Source organism: Burkholderia lata, assembly GCF_902499025.1.
Classification (GTDB): domain Bacteria; phylum Pseudomonadota; class Gammaproteobacteria; order Burkholderiales; family Burkholderiaceae; genus Burkholderia; species Burkholderia lata_C.
The window spans coordinates 12,162-26,778 of sequence record NZ_CABVPW010000038.1 but is presented as its reverse complement, the minus strand read 5'-3'; the positions used below and the strand labels follow the sequence as shown (position 1 = coordinate 26,778).

Sequence of the window (14,617 nt, the reverse complement as noted above, 5' to 3'; positions counted from 1 at the left end):
AAAACGGGATCTTCAGGGCTGCCGGCAACGCTCATGCGTCGCGCAGCGACTGCAGCGCGGGGCGCCGCAGCACATTATGCAGGCTCAGCCAGCCGGCCGCACCGGCGCACACGACGCCGGCCGCGATGCCGGCCGGCACGAGCCACGGATCGACCGCGAGCTGGAAGTCGAACACGCGCGACGCGAGCACCCAGCCGACCGCGATCGCGCCCGCCGACGCCAGCGCACCGGCCAGCGCGCCGACCACGACGAATTCCGCGCGCTGCACCGCGTTGACCTGCGCGCGCGACGCGCCGAGCGCGCGCAGCAGCGCGGCCTCGCGCACCCGCTCGTCGCGCGTGCCGGCGAGCGCCGTGTACAGCACGAGCACACCGGCCGCCAGCGTGAACACGAACAGGAACTGCACCGCGCCGACCACCTGCAGCATCATCCGTTGCAACTGCGCGAGGATCGGCGCGACGTCGATCGCGGTCAGGTTCGGGTAGCGCGCGATCAGCGGATCGAGCAGCGCGGCGTCCGATGCCGGCAAATGGAAGCTCGTCAGGTACACGGCCGGGAAATCCTTCAGCACCGGCGGCGGCATCAGCACGAAAAAATTGACGCGGAACGAGCCCCAGTCGAGCTTGCGCACGCTCGTGATCGGCGCGTCGACCGTCAGCCCCGTCACGTCGAAGCGCAGCACGTCGCCCGGCTTCACGTTCAGCGTCTTCGCGAGGCCGGCCTCGATCGAAATCTGCGGCGTTGCCGCGGTGCCGAACCAGTCGCCGTCGACAATCCGGTTGTCGGACGGCAGCTTGGTCGTATAGGACAGGTTGAACTCGCGATCGACGAGCCGGCGCGCCTCCTCGGACGGGTACGCGTCCGGATTCACCGGCTTGCCGTTGATCGCGACGAGGCGGCCGCGCACCATCGGCTCGGGCACCGCGTCGCGCACGCCGTGCGCGGCCAGATAGGCCGCGACGTCGGCGCGCTGGTCGGGCTGGATGTCGATCAGGAACTGGTTCGGCGCATCGGGCGGCGTCGACTGCCGCCAGCCCGCGACGAGGTCGTTGCGCGTGATCGCGATCAGCAGCAGGCACATCAGGCCGAGCGCGAGCGCGGTGATCTGCAGCGCGCTGGCCGTGCCGCGCCGGTGCAGCGACGCAAGCGCGTAACGCCAGCCGACACCCGCGGCCACACGTGCATTGCGCACCGCGCGCGCGGCGGCGAACAGCACGAGCCGGGCAATCAGCGAGAAACCGACCAGCGCGCCGGCGAAACCGCCCGCGACGATCAGCCCGAGCTTCAGGTTGCCGGCTGCCACGATCAGCAGCCCCGCGAACAGCACGACGCCGATCGCATACGCGGCCCACGCGGTGCGCGACGCGTCGCCCCACTCGCGCCGCAGCACGCGCACCGGCGGCACGCGCGTGAGCGGCACGAGCGGCGGCAGCGCGAAGCCAAGCAGCAGCACGAGCGCGGCACCCACGCCGATCAGCGCCGGCCACAGCGTGGGGGACGGCAACACCACGTCGATCAGGCCGCCGAGGGCCGCCAGCAACGCCCAGTGGCCGCCATAGCCGAGCACCGCGCCTGCGGTGCCGGACACGATCCCGATGCCGGCGAATTCGAGCGCGAACAGCGCGCCGAGCGTGCGGCGGCTCACGCCGAGGCAGCGCATCGTCGCGCAGCCGTCGAGGTGGCGCCGCATGTAGCGCTGCGCGGCCATCGCGATCGCGACCGCCGCGAGCAGCGCGGTCAGCAGTGCGACGAGCGTCAGGAAGTGGCGCGCGCGATCCAGCGTCTGCCGCACCTGCGGCTGGCCTTCCTGCAACGACTCGAGACCGACGCCGCGCAGTTTCCCGCCGTCGACGCGGGCGTGCGCATACGCTTCGAAGCGCGCGACGGCCTGCTGGTCGCCGGCGACCAGCAACCGGTACGTGACGCGGCTGCCATAGCCCGTGAGCCCCGTCGCGGCGAGCTCGTCCGCACGCATCATCAGCCGCGGCGAAAAATTGACGAACGAGAACCCGCGATCGAGTTCGCGGGAGATCGATGCGGCGACCTTGAACGTGCGCAGCCCGACGCGCACCGTATCGCCCGCCTTCAGGTGCAGCGCATCGAGCAGCGCCGGATCGGCCCACACGGTGCCGGGCGCGGGAATCGCGGCCGCCTTCTGCGCGGTGGCAGCGCCGGCCGGCAGGATCTCGAGCGCGCCGCGCAACGGATATCCGGGCGACACGGCCTTCACGGCCGCGAGGCGCGAGGGTGCCGCGTCGGTCGCCTGCCCGCCCGCGGCGGACGCGATCATGCTCGGGAAGATTGCCGTCGTCGCGGTACGCAGGCCGAACGCGCGGGCCTGCCGGTCGAACGACGGATCGACGGGGCGATCGGCTCGCACGACGAAATCGGCGCCGAGCATCTGGCGCGCGTCGCGCTCGAGCCCCTGGCGCAGCCGGTCGGCGAGGAAACCGACACTCGTCAGCGCCGCGACCGCGAGCACCAGTGCAAGGACGAGCAGCGTCAGCTCTCCCGCGCGCCAGTCGCGCGCGGTCATGCGCGCGGCCTGGCGGATCAGGTCGCGCAGGCCGAAGCGGCCGGCATGCGCGCGCACTTCATGGCCGGGTTGCCCGGCCGGCGGCCGTGCCGCGTATTGCCGCCCCTTCAATCGCGCTTCCCCCCGATCGAGTTGAGCCGCGACACCATGTGGTTCGCCATGCCGCGAAAGCCACCCGACACGCCGCGCCACAGGCGCGGGAGCGCCCATGCCGAAGCCGCGATGAACGCGGCGAGCAGCACGAGGAACGCGAGCGGAACGAAGAACGCGAGCACGAGCCCGCCGACCACGAGGCCATCCTCGGTCGATGAGGCGATCCAGTTCGAAATCGGTTCGGGAGACAGGTTGATCATCGCGCGCGTGCCGGCCTTTGCCACATGCGCGGCACCCGCCAGCGAGCCGCCGGCGAGCCCGGCGACCGCGAGCACGGTCGGATCGGCGTGGCCGAGCGCGCCGGCCGCGAGCACGGCACCGGCCGGGATGCGGATGAAGGTATGCACGGCATCCCACAGCGAGTCGAACGCGGGGATCTTGTCGGCAAGGAATTCGGTGACGGTGAGCACGGCCGCCGCGCCGATGACCCACGGCGACATCAGGACGGCCAGCGTGTCAGGCAGGTGGAGCCAGCCGAACCGCGCCAGCACGCCGGCGATCAGCACGGTCAGGTACAGGCGCAGGCCGCTCGCCCACGCGAGCCCCGCGCCGAGCGAAATGGCTTCGATCATGGCCCTCTCCTTGCACTTTCCGTGCGCTTTGCCGATTGATCGGATCGGGTCGGACAGACCGGCCGCGCGGCGCGTGGCGACCGGCACCGCGTGCTGCGAGAAGCACGACGGTATTCAGGCCCGAATGCGTTCCATTATAGACAGGCTATGCGGACGGCCGGCGCAATTCCGCGGCGCGGCACCCGGGTGACACGCGCCCGGGTGCCGTCGTCAGGCAGCCGACGACAGCTTGAGGCCGATCAGCCCTGCGACGATCAGCGCAGCGCTCGCGACGCGCGCGACGGTCAGCGCCTCGCCCATCATCACGATGCCGAACACGAACGCACCGACCGCGCCGATGCCCGTCCACACCGCGTACGCGGTGCCGAGCGGCAACTGGCGCATCGCGACCGCGAGCAGCCCGAAGCTGGCCAGCGCCGTCACGATCGTAAACACCGACGGACCGAGCTTCGTGAAGCCGTCCGACGATTTCATGCCGGCCGCCCAGGCCACTTCCAGCACACCGGCAATCAACAACAATACCCACGCCATCTCGACGTACTCCGTATCGGATGGGGCCGTCCCCGTTGAAGCGAATGACCCGGGGTCGTCCCCGGGCGGCGCCGAGTATAACAAGATGCTTACGGACGCGGCGTGTGGCCGGCGGCCGATCGGGGGCGGGATCGGCCGGGCCCGGTCAGTTCGATACGCGCTTCGGCGTGGCGCCGCCGACGCAGCGATCGTCGCGGTACAGCGCCCACTCTTCGCATACGCGGCCGTCCTTGAACACGCACATGCCGACCTGCCCGCTCGACAGGTTGCGGATCGTGTGGCGGCCGCCGAGCTTGGCGCAATTGACCGACGCGGGATTGGCCATCGCCTGCTGGGGCGATGACGGTTGCTGCCCGGGCGGCAGCGGTTGGGCGAACGCGCCAGACGCAGCAAGCGCCAGCGCACAGATGACGACCGGACGGACAGACATTGCACGCTCCTCGTTTTCGTTCGCGGAACGGTCAGGATAACGGGGAATGAGCGCCGGGTGTGCAACGCGCGCGCCGGCCGCGAGACTGTCGCGCCGACGCAACCCTGCCGGCGCGCAACGTCACGCGCACCTGCGCCGTTGCGGCCCGGCGTGGCCCGTCATGCGGCGCCGACGAGCCGGTAGCCGACGCCCGTCTCGGTGACGATGTATTCGGGCTGCGCCGGGTCGCGCTCGAGCTTCTGGCGCAGGTGCGCCATGTAGATGCGCAGGTAGTGGTGGCTTTCGACGTGCGACGGCCCCCACACGTCGCGCAGCAGCTGGCGGTGCGTGAGCACGCGCCCCGCGTGCCGCACGAGCGTCGCGAGCAGCCGGTACTCAAGCGGCGTCAGGTGCACGATCTCGTTGTCGCGCCACACCTGGCGCAGCGCGAGATCGACGATCACGGTGCCGAAGGTCACCTTCGGCGACTCGTTCGCACCGCCCTGGTTGCGCCGGCGCAGTTGCGCGCGGATCCGCGCGCGCAGCTCGGACACGCCGAACGGCTTGGTCAGGTAGTCGTCGGCGCCCGCGTCGAGCGCCGCGACCTTCTCTTCCTCCTGCGTGCGCGCGGACAGCACGATCACCGGCACCTCGGACCAGCCGCGCAGTTCGCGGATCACGTCGAGGCCGTCGGTATCGGGCAGGCCGAGGTCGACGATCACGAGATCGGGCTTGCGCGTCGCCGCGTCGATCAGCCCCTGCTTGCCCGTCTCGGCCTCGAACACCGCGATGTCCTCCTCCTCGAGCGCGGCGCGCACGAAACGGCGGATCTGCTTTTCGTCCTCGATCAGGACGACGGTCAGGCTGGGTTCACTCATGGTCTGGCAATGATTCGGATGGGGACGACGCACCCGGCACATCGGGTTCGTCGTCGGATACGGCGGGCGCGGCCGGCGGTGTCTCGACCGGTAGCGTGAACCAGAAACGCGCGCCCGTCACGTGGCCGTCGGGCGCGGTACGGTTGAGCGCGCCGATTTTACCGCCGTGCGCTTCGACGATCGCGCGGCAGATCGCGAGGCCGAGGCCGATGCCCGGCGTCGCCGACTCCTTCTCGCCGCGCGTGAACTTGTCGAAGATCCGCGTTTCCATGCCGGCCGGCAGGCCGGGACCGTAGTCGTCGACGAGCACGCGCACGAACGGCAGCCCGTCTTCGGTCACGCGCTCGGCGCCGATGTCGAGCGGCGTATCGGGCGGCGTGTACTTCGCGGCGTTCTCAAACAGGTTGGTGAACAGGCGCTCCATCAGCACCGCGTCCATCTGCAGGAGCGGCAGGTCGGCCGGCAGCACGACGCGTGCGGGATGGCGTGCAAGCACGCGCTTGCATGCGGCGAGCGCGGCGCCAACGGTCTCCTCGAGCAGCGACCACTGGCGCTTGAGCTGCAGGCTGCCGGCCTGCAGCCGCGCCATGTCGAGCAGGTTCGTGACGATGCCCGTCATCCGCAGCGCCTCGTCGTGGATCGCGTCGACGAGTTCGCCCTCGCGTTGCGCAAAGCGTTCGGCCGCCGCCGCGTCGCCGCCCTGCGCGGCCGCGCGCCCGTTCGCGAGCATCGACGAGAAGCCGACGATCGTCGTGAGCGGCGTGCGCAGGTCGTGCGAGATCGCCGACAGCAGCGAGTTGCGCAGCCGCTCGGACTCCATGTTGACGAGCGCGTCGCGCGCGATCTCGACGTAGTGCACGCGTTCGAGCGCGAGCGCGATCTGCGCGGCGAACGCGTCGAGCATCCGCTGCTGCTCCGGCACCTCGAGTTCGCGCGGCTCGCGCGATGCGACCGCCAGCACGCCACGCGTGCGCATCGGCGCCTTCAGCGGCAGGTACAGCGCAGCCGTCGCGGGCAAGGTATCCGTGCCGCGGCCGGCCGGCTTCTGCTGGTCGTACACCCACTGGCCGACGTCGCTGTCGAGATCGGCGCCCGTCAGCGTGACAGCCGCATCGGGCTCCTCGATCTTCTGCCGCACCTTGTCCACGCTGTCGGGCAGCAGGAACGCGACGCGCGCGCGGAACACCTCGCCCACGTGGCGGCTGCCGATCTCGACGATCTGTTCGGTCGTCAGCGCCGCGCCCAGCTCGCGCGCCATCGCGTAGATCGCGCCGGTGCGGCGCTCGCGGCGCTGCGCGACGCTCGCCTGGCGGGTCAGCGTCGACGTCAGGTGGCTGATCACGAGCGACGTCAGCAGCATCCCGAAGAAGGTCAGCAGGTATTGCGTGTCGCTGACCGAGAACGACATGCGCGGCGGCACGAAGAAGTAATCGAACGCGGCCACCGACAGGAACGACTGCAGCACGCCCGGGCCGCGCCCGAGCCGCACGGCCGAGAACACGACGCCGAGCAGGTACAGCATCACGAGGTTCGTGAGGTCGAGCCGCTCGGACACGAGGCTCGCGACGACCGTGATCGCCGCGCAGATCGCGGCCGCATACACGTAGTGCCGCGGCGGCGATCGATGCGTGCCGAACTGCGCGAACGCATCGCGCCAATCGCGCGCACGCGGGTCGAGCGGCGCGGCACGCGCCTCGTCGCTCGCGGACGCGCGGATCAGCATCAGGTCGACGTCGCCCGCACGTTCGGCAAGCTTCTCGCCGAACGGCCGCACGAAGCGGCGCACGAGCCCGACCTTCGGCGAGCCGCCCGCGACGACCTTCGATACGTTGCGCACCTTCGCATAGCCGATCAGCGCGGCGACCGCGTCGGCGCCGGCGAGCGTGGCCGTCTCCGCACCGAGTTCGGCCGCGAGCTTCAGCGCGTCGAGCGTGCGCTGGCGCTGCGCATCGGGCAGCCGCTGCAGGCGCGGCGTCTCCACGTAGACGGCGATCCAGTCGGCCTTCAGGCTCGCGGCGAGCCGCGCGGCCGCGCGCACCAGCGTCGGCGCCTCGGCGCCCGGGCCGACGCACACGAGCAGCCGCTCGCGCGCCTGCCAGATCCGCTGGATCGAGCGGTCGGCGCGGTATTCGCGCATCTGCGCGTCGACGCGATCGGCCGTGCGCCGCAGCGCCAGTTCGCGCAGCGCGATCAGGTTGCCCTTGCGGAAGAAGTTGCGTACCGCGCGCTCGGCCTGCTGCGCGAGATAGACCTTGCCGTCGCGCATCCGCTCGAGCAGCTCTTCGGCCGGCAGGTCGACGAGCGTCACTTCGTCGGCCGCGTCGAACACGCGGTCGGGCACGGTCTCCCATACGCGGATGCCGGTGATCGCGCCGACCACGTCGTTCAGGCTTTCGAGGTGCTGGACGTTGACGGTCGTATACACGTCGATGCCCGCGTCGAGCAGTTCGTACACATCCTGCCAGCGCTTCAGGTGCCGGGCGCCCTGCACGTTCGAATGCGCGAGTTCGTCAACGAGGATCAGTTGCGGCTGGCGCGCCAGCGCGCCGTCGAGATCGAATTCGGCGAGCGTGCGGCCGCGGTAGTCGATGCGCGCGAGCGGCAGCACGTCGAGGCCGTCGAGCAGCGCCGCGGTTTCGCTGCGGCCGTGGGTCTCGACGATGCCGACGACGACGTCGACGCCTTCCTGCAGGCGCTGGCGCGCGGCCTGCAGCATCGCGTAGGTCTTGCCGACACCGGCCGATGCGCCGAAGAAGATCTTGAGCTGGCCGCGCCGCTGTTTTTCTTCGTCGCGCTGCAGCTTGTCGAGGAGTTGGTCTGGATCTGGACGGTTCATGCGTCAGGAAGGCGGAGCGCCTGGATGCGCGCGAGTACGAGCATTGTTGTTCCAAATCGCCGCAAAAGGCAAAGACGGCGCATGCGCCGTCGGGAAAAAACGCGTCCGGCGCGGATCGGGCCGCGCCGAACGCCGGTTGCCGCGCCGAAAGCCCGGACGCGCGGTCAGTGCGCGGCCTGCGCCGCGTCGAGCGCGAGGTTCAGCTGCAGCACGTTCACGCGCGGTTCGCCGAGCACGCCGAACTGGCGGCCCTTCGTATTCGCGGCGACGAGCTGCGCGACCGCGTCGGGCGCCAGGTTGCGCGCCTTCGCGACGCGCTCGACCTGGTACGCGGCGGCGGCCGGCGTGATCTCCGGATCGAGGCCGCTGGCCGACGCCGTCACGAGGTCGACCGGCACGGGCTTCGACATGTCGGTGCCTGCGTCGTGCAGCGCGGCGATACGCCCCTTCACCTGGTCGGCGAGCGACGGGTTCAGCGGGCCCAGGTTCGAGCCGCCGGAGCCGGTCGCGTTGTACGGCATCGGCGACGTGGCCGACAGCCGGCCCCAGAAGTACTTCGGCGCATCGAACTGCTGGCCGATCAGCGCGGAGCCGACTGCCTTGCCGTCCTTCTCGATCAGGCTGCCGTTCGCCTGCGACGGGAACACGGCCTGGCCGAACACGGTCATCACGGCCGGGTAAGCGAGCCCCGTCACCGCGGTCAGCACGACAAAGATCACGACGAGCGGACGAATCAACGTTTTCATGATGTTTCCTTCAAATACGGCCGGCTCAGGCCCAGCCGAGTGCAGCGAGCGTCATGTCGATCAGCTTGATGAACGGGAACGGCAGCAGCACGCCGCCGAGGCCGTACACCAGCAGGTTGCGGCGCAGGAGCGACGCGGCACCGAGCGGCCGGTACGTGACGCCCTTCAGCGCCAGCGGAATCAGCGCGACGATGATCAGCGCGTTGAAGATCACCGCCGACAGGATCGCGGACGCCGGCGACGTCAGGTGCATGATGTCGAGCACGCGCAGTTGCGGGTACGTCGTCACGAACGCGGCCGGGATGATCGCGAAATACTTCGCGATGTCGTTCGCGATCGAGAACGTCGTCAGCGAACCGCGCGTCATCAGCATCTGCTTGCCGATCTCGACGATCTCGATCAGCTTCGTCGGGTTCGAGTCGAGGTCGACCATGTTGCCGGCTTCCTTCGCGGCCTGCGTGCCGGTGTTCATTGCCACGGCGACGTCGGCCTGCGCGAGCGCCGGCGCGTCGTTCGTGCCGTCGCCCGTCATCGCAACGAGACGCCCTGCCGCCTGGTGCTCGCGGATCGTCGCGAGCTTGGTTTCCGGCGTCGCTTCCGCGAGGAAATCGTCGACACCCGCTTCCGCCGCAATCGCCGCGGCCGTCAGCCGGTTGTCGCCCGTCACCATCACGGTCTTGATGCCCATCTTGCGCAGTTCCGCGAAGCGCTCCTTGATGCCGCCCTTCACGATGTCCTTCAGTTCGATCACGCCGAGCACGCGCGACGCCCCTTCATGCAGGTCGGCCACGACGAGCGGCGTGCTGCCGCGGCGCGCGACTTCGTCGACTGCGCGGCGCACTTCTTCCGGGAAGCGGCTGCCGTGCGTCTCGACGTAGTTGCGGATCGCGTCGGCCGCACCCTTGCGGATCTCGCGGCCCGGCAGGTCGACGCCGCTCATCCGCGTCTGCGCGGAGAAGCCGATGAACGTCGCGTGCAGCTGCCCCATATCGCGCTGGCGAATGTTGAAGCGCTCCTTCGCGAGCACGACGATGCTGCGGCCTTCCGGCGTTTCGTCGGCGAGCGACGACAGTTGCGCCGCATCGGCCAGCGCTTCCTCGGTCACGCCCGGCGCCGGCACGAACGTCGATGCCTGGCGGTTGCCCAGCGTGATCGTGCCGGTCTTGTCGAGCAGCAGCACGTCGACGTCGCCCGCGGCTTCCACCGCGCGGCCCGACGTCGCGATCACGTTAGCCTGCATCATCCGGCTCATCCCCGCCACGCCGATCGCGGACAACAGGCCGCCGATCGTCGTCGGGATCAGGCACACGAGCAGTGCAACCAAAGCGGTGATCGTCACGACGTGGCCGGCCTTCATCGCTTCCACCGAGAACATCGAGAACGGCAGCAGCGTCGCGGTCGCGAGCAGCATCACGATCGTCAGCGCGACGAGCAGGATCGTCAGCGCGATCTCGTTCGGCGTCTTCTTGCGCTTCGCGCCTTCGACCATCGCGATCATCCGGTCGAGGAACGCCTCGCCGGGGTTCGCGGTGACCTTGACGACGATCCAGTCCGACAGCACGCGCGTGCCGCCCGTCACCGACGAGAAGTCGCCGCCCGATTCGCGGATCACCGGCGCGGATTCACCGGTAATCGCCGATTCGTCGACCGACGCGACGCCATCGACCACCTCGCCGTCGGCCGGGATCACGTCGCCCGCTTCGACCAGCACGACGTCGCCCTTGCGCAGCTCGGTCGCGGTCGTGATGCGGATCGGCGACTTCGGATGCGGCTCGTTGAGCTTCTTCGCCATCACGTCTTTCTTCGCGCTGCGCAGCGAGGCCGCCTGCGCCTTCGAGCGCCCTTCGGCGAGCGCTTCGGCGAAGTTCGCGAACAGCACGGTGAACCACAGCCACAGTGCGATCGCGAGGATGAAGCCCGCGGGCGCCTCGGCCTGGCCGGCAAGCGCCGCGATCCACAGAATCGTGGTCAGGATGCTGCCGACGTACACGCAGAACATCACCGGATTGCGGAACTGCGTGCGCGGCGTGAGTTTCTTGAACGAGTCCACGATCGCCGGGCGCAGCAGCGCCGGATCGAACATGGACCGTGTTGCGGAATGTTGAGTCATTGCGATCTCTTCAATCTCTTCAGTCTTTTCAATGTGTCGCCATATGGGCGCGCATTACGCGCCCAGCCACATCATCAGGTGCTCGACGCCCGGGCCGAGCGCAAGCGCCGGCACGTAAGTCAGCGCGCCCACCAGCAGCACGGTGCCGAGCAGCAGCACGACGAACAGCGGACCGTGCGTCGGCAGCGTGCCGCTCGTCACCGCGATGCGCTTCTTCGCGGCCAGCGAGCCGGCAATCGCCAGCACCGGCACGATCGTGCCGAAGCGGCCGAACCACATCGCGATCGCGGTCATCCAGTTGTAGAACGGCGTACCGACCGTCAGGCCCGCGAACGCGCTGCCGTTGTTGTTGGCGGCCGAGCTGAACGCGTACAGGATTTCCGAGAAGCCGTGCGGCCCCGGGTTCGCGATGCCGGCCTTGCCTGCATCGGCGAGCACGGCGATCGACGTGCCGACCAGCACCAGCAGCGGCGTGAGCAGCACGACGATCGACACCATCTTCATCTCGTACGACTCGATCTTCTTGCCCACGTATTCCGGCGTGCGGCCGATCATCAGGCCGGCGACGAACACCGCGAGCAGTGCGAACACGAGCATCCCGTAGAGACCCGAGCCGACCCCGCCGTAGATCACTTCGCCCAGCTGCATCAGCAGCATCGGTACGAGGCCGCCGAGCGGCGTCAGCGAATCGTGCATCGTGTCGACCGCGCCGCACGACGCGGCCGTCGTCGCGACCGTGAAGATGCCGGTCTGCGCGATGCCGAAGCGCGTTTCCTTGCCTTCCATGTTGCCGCCAGACTGCAGCGCGCTCGCCGACTGGTCGACGTGCAGCGCGGCGAGCGTCGGGTTGCCGCCCTGCTCGGCGCTCACCTCGGCGCCGATCGCGATCACGAACGCGACCGTCATCGCCGCGAGCACCGCGATGCCCTGCCGGCGGTCGCCGATCATGCGGCCGAACACGAGCGCTAGCGCGGCCGGGATGATCAGGATCGCGAAGATCTGGATGAAGTTCGCGAACGGCGTCGGGTTCTCGTACGGGTGCGCGGAGTTCGCGTTGAAGAAGCCGCCACCGTTGGTGCCGAGCATCTTGATCGCTTCCTGCGACGCGACCGGGCCCATTGCGAGCGTCTGCTTCGTGAGCTGGGTCGGCACCGTCACCGGGTTGCCCTTGTCGTCCTTCACCGGATTGCCCTGCGCGTCCAGCTTCGGCGCCGCATAGGTGCTCGTCTGCAGCACCGGCACGTCCTCGTACGCCTTCATGTTCTGGATCACGCCCTGGCTCATCAGCAGCGCGGCGATGATCACCGACATCGGCACGAGCACGTACATCGTCACGCGCGTGAGGTCGACCCAGAAGTTGCCGATCGTCTGCGCGGTATGACGTGCGAAACCGCGGATCAGCGCGATCACCACGACGATGCCGGTTGCCGCCGACAGGAAGTTCTGCACGGTCAGGCCGAGCATCTGCGTCAGGTAGCTGACGGTCTGCTCCGGCGTGTAGTCCTGCCAGTTCGTGTTGGTGACGAAGCTGACGGCCGTGTTGAACGCACCGTCGACCGTCATCGCACCGAACTGCTGCGGGTTGCCGGGCAGGAAGCCCTGCAGGCGCAGCAGGCCGTAGAGGAACAGCGCGCCGAGCGCGTTGAACACGATCGTCGCGATCGCGTACTGCTTCCAGTTCATCTCGCTGCCGGCGTCGACGCCGGCGATGCGGTACAGCGCGCGCTCGAGCGGCCCGAACACGCGCACGACGCGCGAGCTGCCGTCCATCACCGCCGACAGGTAGCGCGCGACCGGAACGGCCGCCGCCAGCAGCACGACGATGAAGAGCAGCGTTTGTAAAAGATTGTTCGCGTTCATTCAATGTCCTCCGCGCGCAGCAGCGCAAAGACGAGATACGCGAACAGCAGGGCCGTCGAGGCGCCCGCCAGCCAAAGCATCCAGGTCATGCTCGCCCCCCGCGACCGTATTGCACGAGCTTGTCGCAACCGGCAATCAAACCGAGGATCAGCGCGGTGAAGAGCACCAGCACGCCGATGAAAACCCCATCCATTTTTCTGTTCTCCATCGTCGAAATCAGACGACTAGAACCTTATGGGAACGCACGTAAAGGACGGGTCAAAGGTATCGGGGCGCGTATAAAAAACGCGTAAACGTGGAATTCGGGGGAGGACGGCAGGAACCGGGAAGCGGGACGGACGGCGCCGCAGCGCCGCCTGGAACAGCGCGTGCCGGCGTGGCGCCGGCACGGGGGGACGGGTCAGGGAACGAGGATCGTCGAGCCGGTGGTCTTGCGCGCTTCGAGATCTTCGTGCGCGCGGCCGACTTCCGCGAGCGGGTAGCGCTGGTTGATGCTCGTCTTCACCTTGCCCGACAGCAGCACGTCGAACAGCTCGGCGGCGGCAGATTCGAGATCGGCGCGCTTCGCGATGTACGAGAACAGCGTGGGTCGCGTAAAGAACAGCGAGCCGCGCGACGAGAATTCCTTCGAGTCGATCAGCGGCAGCGGGCCCGACGCGTTGCCGAAGCTGACGAACAGCCCGAGCGGCGCGAGGCTGTCGAGCGAGCCGATGTAGGTGTCCTTGCCGATCGAGTCGTAGACGACCGGCACGCCGGCGCCGTTCGTGATCTCCTTCACGCGCTGCGTGAAGTTCTCGCGCGTGTAGACGATCGGATGGTCGCAGCCGTGCGCCTTCGCGAGCGCGGCTTTCTCGTCGGAGCCGACCGTCCCGATCACGGTCGCGCCGAGTGCCTTCGCCCACTGGCACACGAGCAGGCCGACGCCGCCGGCCGCCGCGTGGATCAGGATCGTGTCGCCGGCCTTCACCTGATACGTGCGGCGCAGCAGGTAATGCGCGGTCAGGCCCTGCAGCATCACCGACGCCGCGTCGTCGTAGCTGATGCCGTCCGGCAGCTTCACGAGCCGGTCGGCCGGCATCACGCGTTCCTGCGCGTACGCGCCCGGCGGCTGCCCGACGTATGCGACCCGGTCGCCCGCCTTGAGCGCGGTCACGCCTTCGCCGACGGCCGTCACCTCGCCCGCCGCCTCCATCCCGAGGCCGCCGGGCAGCGCTTGCGGGTACAGGCCGGTGCGGAAATAGACGTCGATGTAGTTGAGGCCGACCGCGTGCTGCCGGATGCGGACTTCACCCGCCTTCGGTTCGCCGACCTCGACATCGACCCACTTCATCACGTCCGGGCCGCCCGGCTGGTCGTATCGGATTGCTTTCGGCATCGTTTCGCTCCTCGTTTCTGATTCGGTCAGGGAAAAATCCGGGTCGCCGATACGCGAGCCGGCCGGTTCAGGCCGGAACCGGGCGGCAGGCGCGCGTCGCGACGCACGATTCTCGCCCGACGCCGCCAACCGTGCATGGCCCTGCCACCAACAGGGGCAATCGGGTGCGGACAGCGCCTAGCAAACGTCCTGCATGTTGCGCGCCAGATCGTCGAGCAGCATTCGCGCGGTTGCGACGTTGGTCGCGACCGGCACGTCGTGCACGTCGCACGCGCGCACGAGCGCGGTGATGTCGGGGTCGTGCGGCTGCGCGGTCATCGGGTCGCGCAGGAACACGACGATGTCGATGCGGCCGTCGGCCAGTTCGGCACCGATCTGCAGATCGCCGCCGAGCGGCCCCGACAGCTTGCGCTCGACCTCGAGCCCGTGCGCGTCCGCGATGCGGCCGCCCGTCGTGCCGGTCGCCACCAGCCGGCATTGCGCGAGCGTCGCGCGGAATTCGCCCGCGAGCGCGACGATCTCGTCCTTCTTCGCGTCGTGCGCAATCAATGCGATGCGGGGTTTGCTCATCTCCAGATCCTTCGTTTCAGGTTGTTGTCGTGAAAAGCGGT

12 protein-coding genes are annotated in these 14,617 nt (G+C 69.1%); all 12 read right to left on the bottom strand.

Translation table 11 applies throughout. The annotated features are described in order from the left end of the window. Window positions 1–31: 31 nt before the first annotated feature. The 12 genes from BDI24065_RS31090 to BDI24065_RS31035 all read right to left on the bottom strand — a co-directional run bounded on the left by BDI24065_RS31090 (window position 32) and on the right by BDI24065_RS31035 (window position 14,576). Window positions 32–2,647: an ABC transporter permease gene (locus BDI24065_RS31090; protein WP_175034443.1), complete on the bottom strand. Its 2,616-nt coding sequence runs from the start codon at window positions 2,645–2,647 to the stop codon at window positions 32–34. Then, window positions 2,644–3,261: a DUF4126 domain-containing protein gene (locus BDI24065_RS31085; protein WP_011352729.1), complete on the bottom strand. Its 618-nt coding sequence runs from the start codon at window positions 3,259–3,261 to the stop codon at window positions 2,644–2,646. The genes BDI24065_RS31090 and BDI24065_RS31085 overlap by 4 nt, the downstream gene beginning before the upstream one ends. A 210-nt stretch (window positions 3,262–3,471) precedes the next feature. Next, complete coding sequence (gene sugE / locus BDI24065_RS31080; RefSeq protein WP_175011672.1) at window positions 3,472–3,792, bottom strand: quaternary ammonium compound efflux SMR transporter SugE; 321 nt, start codon at window positions 3,790–3,792, stop codon at window positions 3,472–3,474. Window positions 3,793–3,937: 145 nt separating this feature from the next. Next, on the bottom strand, window positions 3,938–4,222 hold the full coding sequence (locus BDI24065_RS31075; RefSeq protein WP_175034442.1) for a putative hemolysin: 285 nt from the start codon (window positions 4,220–4,222) through the stop codon (window positions 3,938–3,940). A 158-nt stretch (window positions 4,223–4,380) separates the two neighbouring features. After that, entirely contained in the window at window positions 4,381–5,079 is a 699-nt protein-coding gene (gene kdpE / locus BDI24065_RS31070) for a two-component system response regulator KdpE (protein ID WP_011352732.1), read from the bottom strand. Next, a complete protein-coding gene (locus tag BDI24065_RS31065) occupies window positions 5,072–7,915 on the bottom strand; it encodes a DUF4118 domain-containing protein (protein ID WP_175034441.1) in 2,844 nt (947 codons plus the stop codon). The genes kdpE and BDI24065_RS31065 overlap by 8 nt, the downstream gene beginning before the upstream one ends. A gap of 164 nt (window positions 7,916–8,079) precedes the next feature. Further along, on the bottom strand, window positions 8,080–8,661 hold the full coding sequence (kdpC, locus tag BDI24065_RS31060) for a potassium-transporting ATPase subunit KdpC (RefSeq protein ID WP_175034440.1): 582 nt from the start codon (window positions 8,659–8,661) through the stop codon (window positions 8,080–8,082). Between the two features lie 25 nt (window positions 8,662–8,686). Beyond that, complete coding sequence (gene kdpB, locus BDI24065_RS31055; protein WP_175034439.1) at window positions 8,687–10,771, bottom strand: potassium-transporting ATPase subunit KdpB; 2,085 nt, start codon at window positions 10,769–10,771, stop codon at window positions 8,687–8,689. A 54-nt stretch (window positions 10,772–10,825) separates the two neighbouring features. After that, window positions 10,826–12,631: a potassium-transporting ATPase subunit KdpA gene (gene kdpA, locus BDI24065_RS31050; RefSeq protein WP_175034438.1), complete on the bottom strand. Its 1,806-nt coding sequence runs from the start codon at window positions 12,629–12,631 to the stop codon at window positions 10,826–10,828. Further along, the gene (kdpF, locus tag BDI24065_RS31045; protein WP_006752209.1) at window positions 12,628–12,720 is read right to left on the bottom strand and encodes a K(+)-transporting ATPase subunit F; all 93 of its coding nucleotides are present in this window, start codon (window positions 12,718–12,720) and stop codon (window positions 12,628–12,630) included. Before kdpF ends, kdpA begins: the two co-directional genes overlap by 4 nt. A 311-nt stretch (window positions 12,721–13,031) precedes the next feature. Continuing rightward, window positions 13,032–14,006: a quinone oxidoreductase family protein gene (locus tag BDI24065_RS31040; RefSeq protein ID WP_175034437.1), complete on the bottom strand. Its 975-nt coding sequence runs from the start codon at window positions 14,004–14,006 to the stop codon at window positions 13,032–13,034. Window positions 14,007–14,183: 177 nt separating this feature from the next. Next, on the bottom strand, window positions 14,184–14,576 hold the full coding sequence (locus BDI24065_RS31035) for a methylglyoxal synthase (protein WP_011352738.1): 393 nt from the start codon (window positions 14,574–14,576) through the stop codon (window positions 14,184–14,186). Window positions 14,577–14,617: the final 41 nt, after the last annotated feature.

Excerpts from the sequence above, each read along its gene's own strand:
- BDI24065_RS31035 (WP_011352738.1), bottom strand. The coding sequence starts at position 14,576 with ATGAGCAAACCCCGCATCGCATTGATTGCGCACGACGCGAAGAAGGAC.
- BDI24065_RS31085 (WP_011352729.1), bottom strand. The coding sequence starts at position 3,261 with ATGATCGAAGCCATTTCGCTCGGCGCGGGGCTCGCGTGGGCGAGCGGC.
- BDI24065_RS31065 (WP_175034441.1), bottom strand. The coding sequence starts at position 7,915 with ATGAACCGTCCAGATCCAGACCAACTCCTCGACAAGCTGCAGCGCGAC.
- kdpE (WP_011352732.1), bottom strand. The coding sequence starts at position 5,079 with ATGAGTGAACCCAGCCTGACCGTCGTCCTGATCGAGGACGAAAAGCAG.
- sugE (WP_175011672.1), bottom strand. The coding sequence starts at position 3,792 with ATGGCGTGGGTATTGTTGTTGATTGCCGGTGTGCTGGAAGTGGCCTGG.
- BDI24065_RS31040 (WP_175034437.1), bottom strand. The coding sequence starts at position 14,006 with ATGCCGAAAGCAATCCGATACGACCAGCCGGGCGGCCCGGACGTGATG.
- kdpB (WP_175034439.1), bottom strand. The coding sequence starts at position 10,771 with ATGACTCAACATTCCGCAACACGGTCCATGTTCGATCCGGCGCTGCTG.
- kdpA (WP_175034438.1), bottom strand. The coding sequence starts at position 12,631 with ATGAACGCGAACAATCTTTTACAAACGCTGCTCTTCATCGTCGTGCTG.
- BDI24065_RS31075 (WP_175034442.1), bottom strand. The coding sequence starts at position 4,222 with ATGTCTGTCCGTCCGGTCGTCATCTGTGCGCTGGCGCTTGCTGCGTCT.
- kdpC (WP_175034440.1), bottom strand. The coding sequence starts at position 8,661 with ATGAAAACGTTGATTCGTCCGCTCGTCGTGATCTTTGTCGTGCTGACC.
- kdpF (WP_006752209.1), bottom strand. The coding sequence starts at position 12,720 with ATGACCTGGATGCTTTGGCTGGCGGGCGCCTCGACGGCCCTGCTGTTC.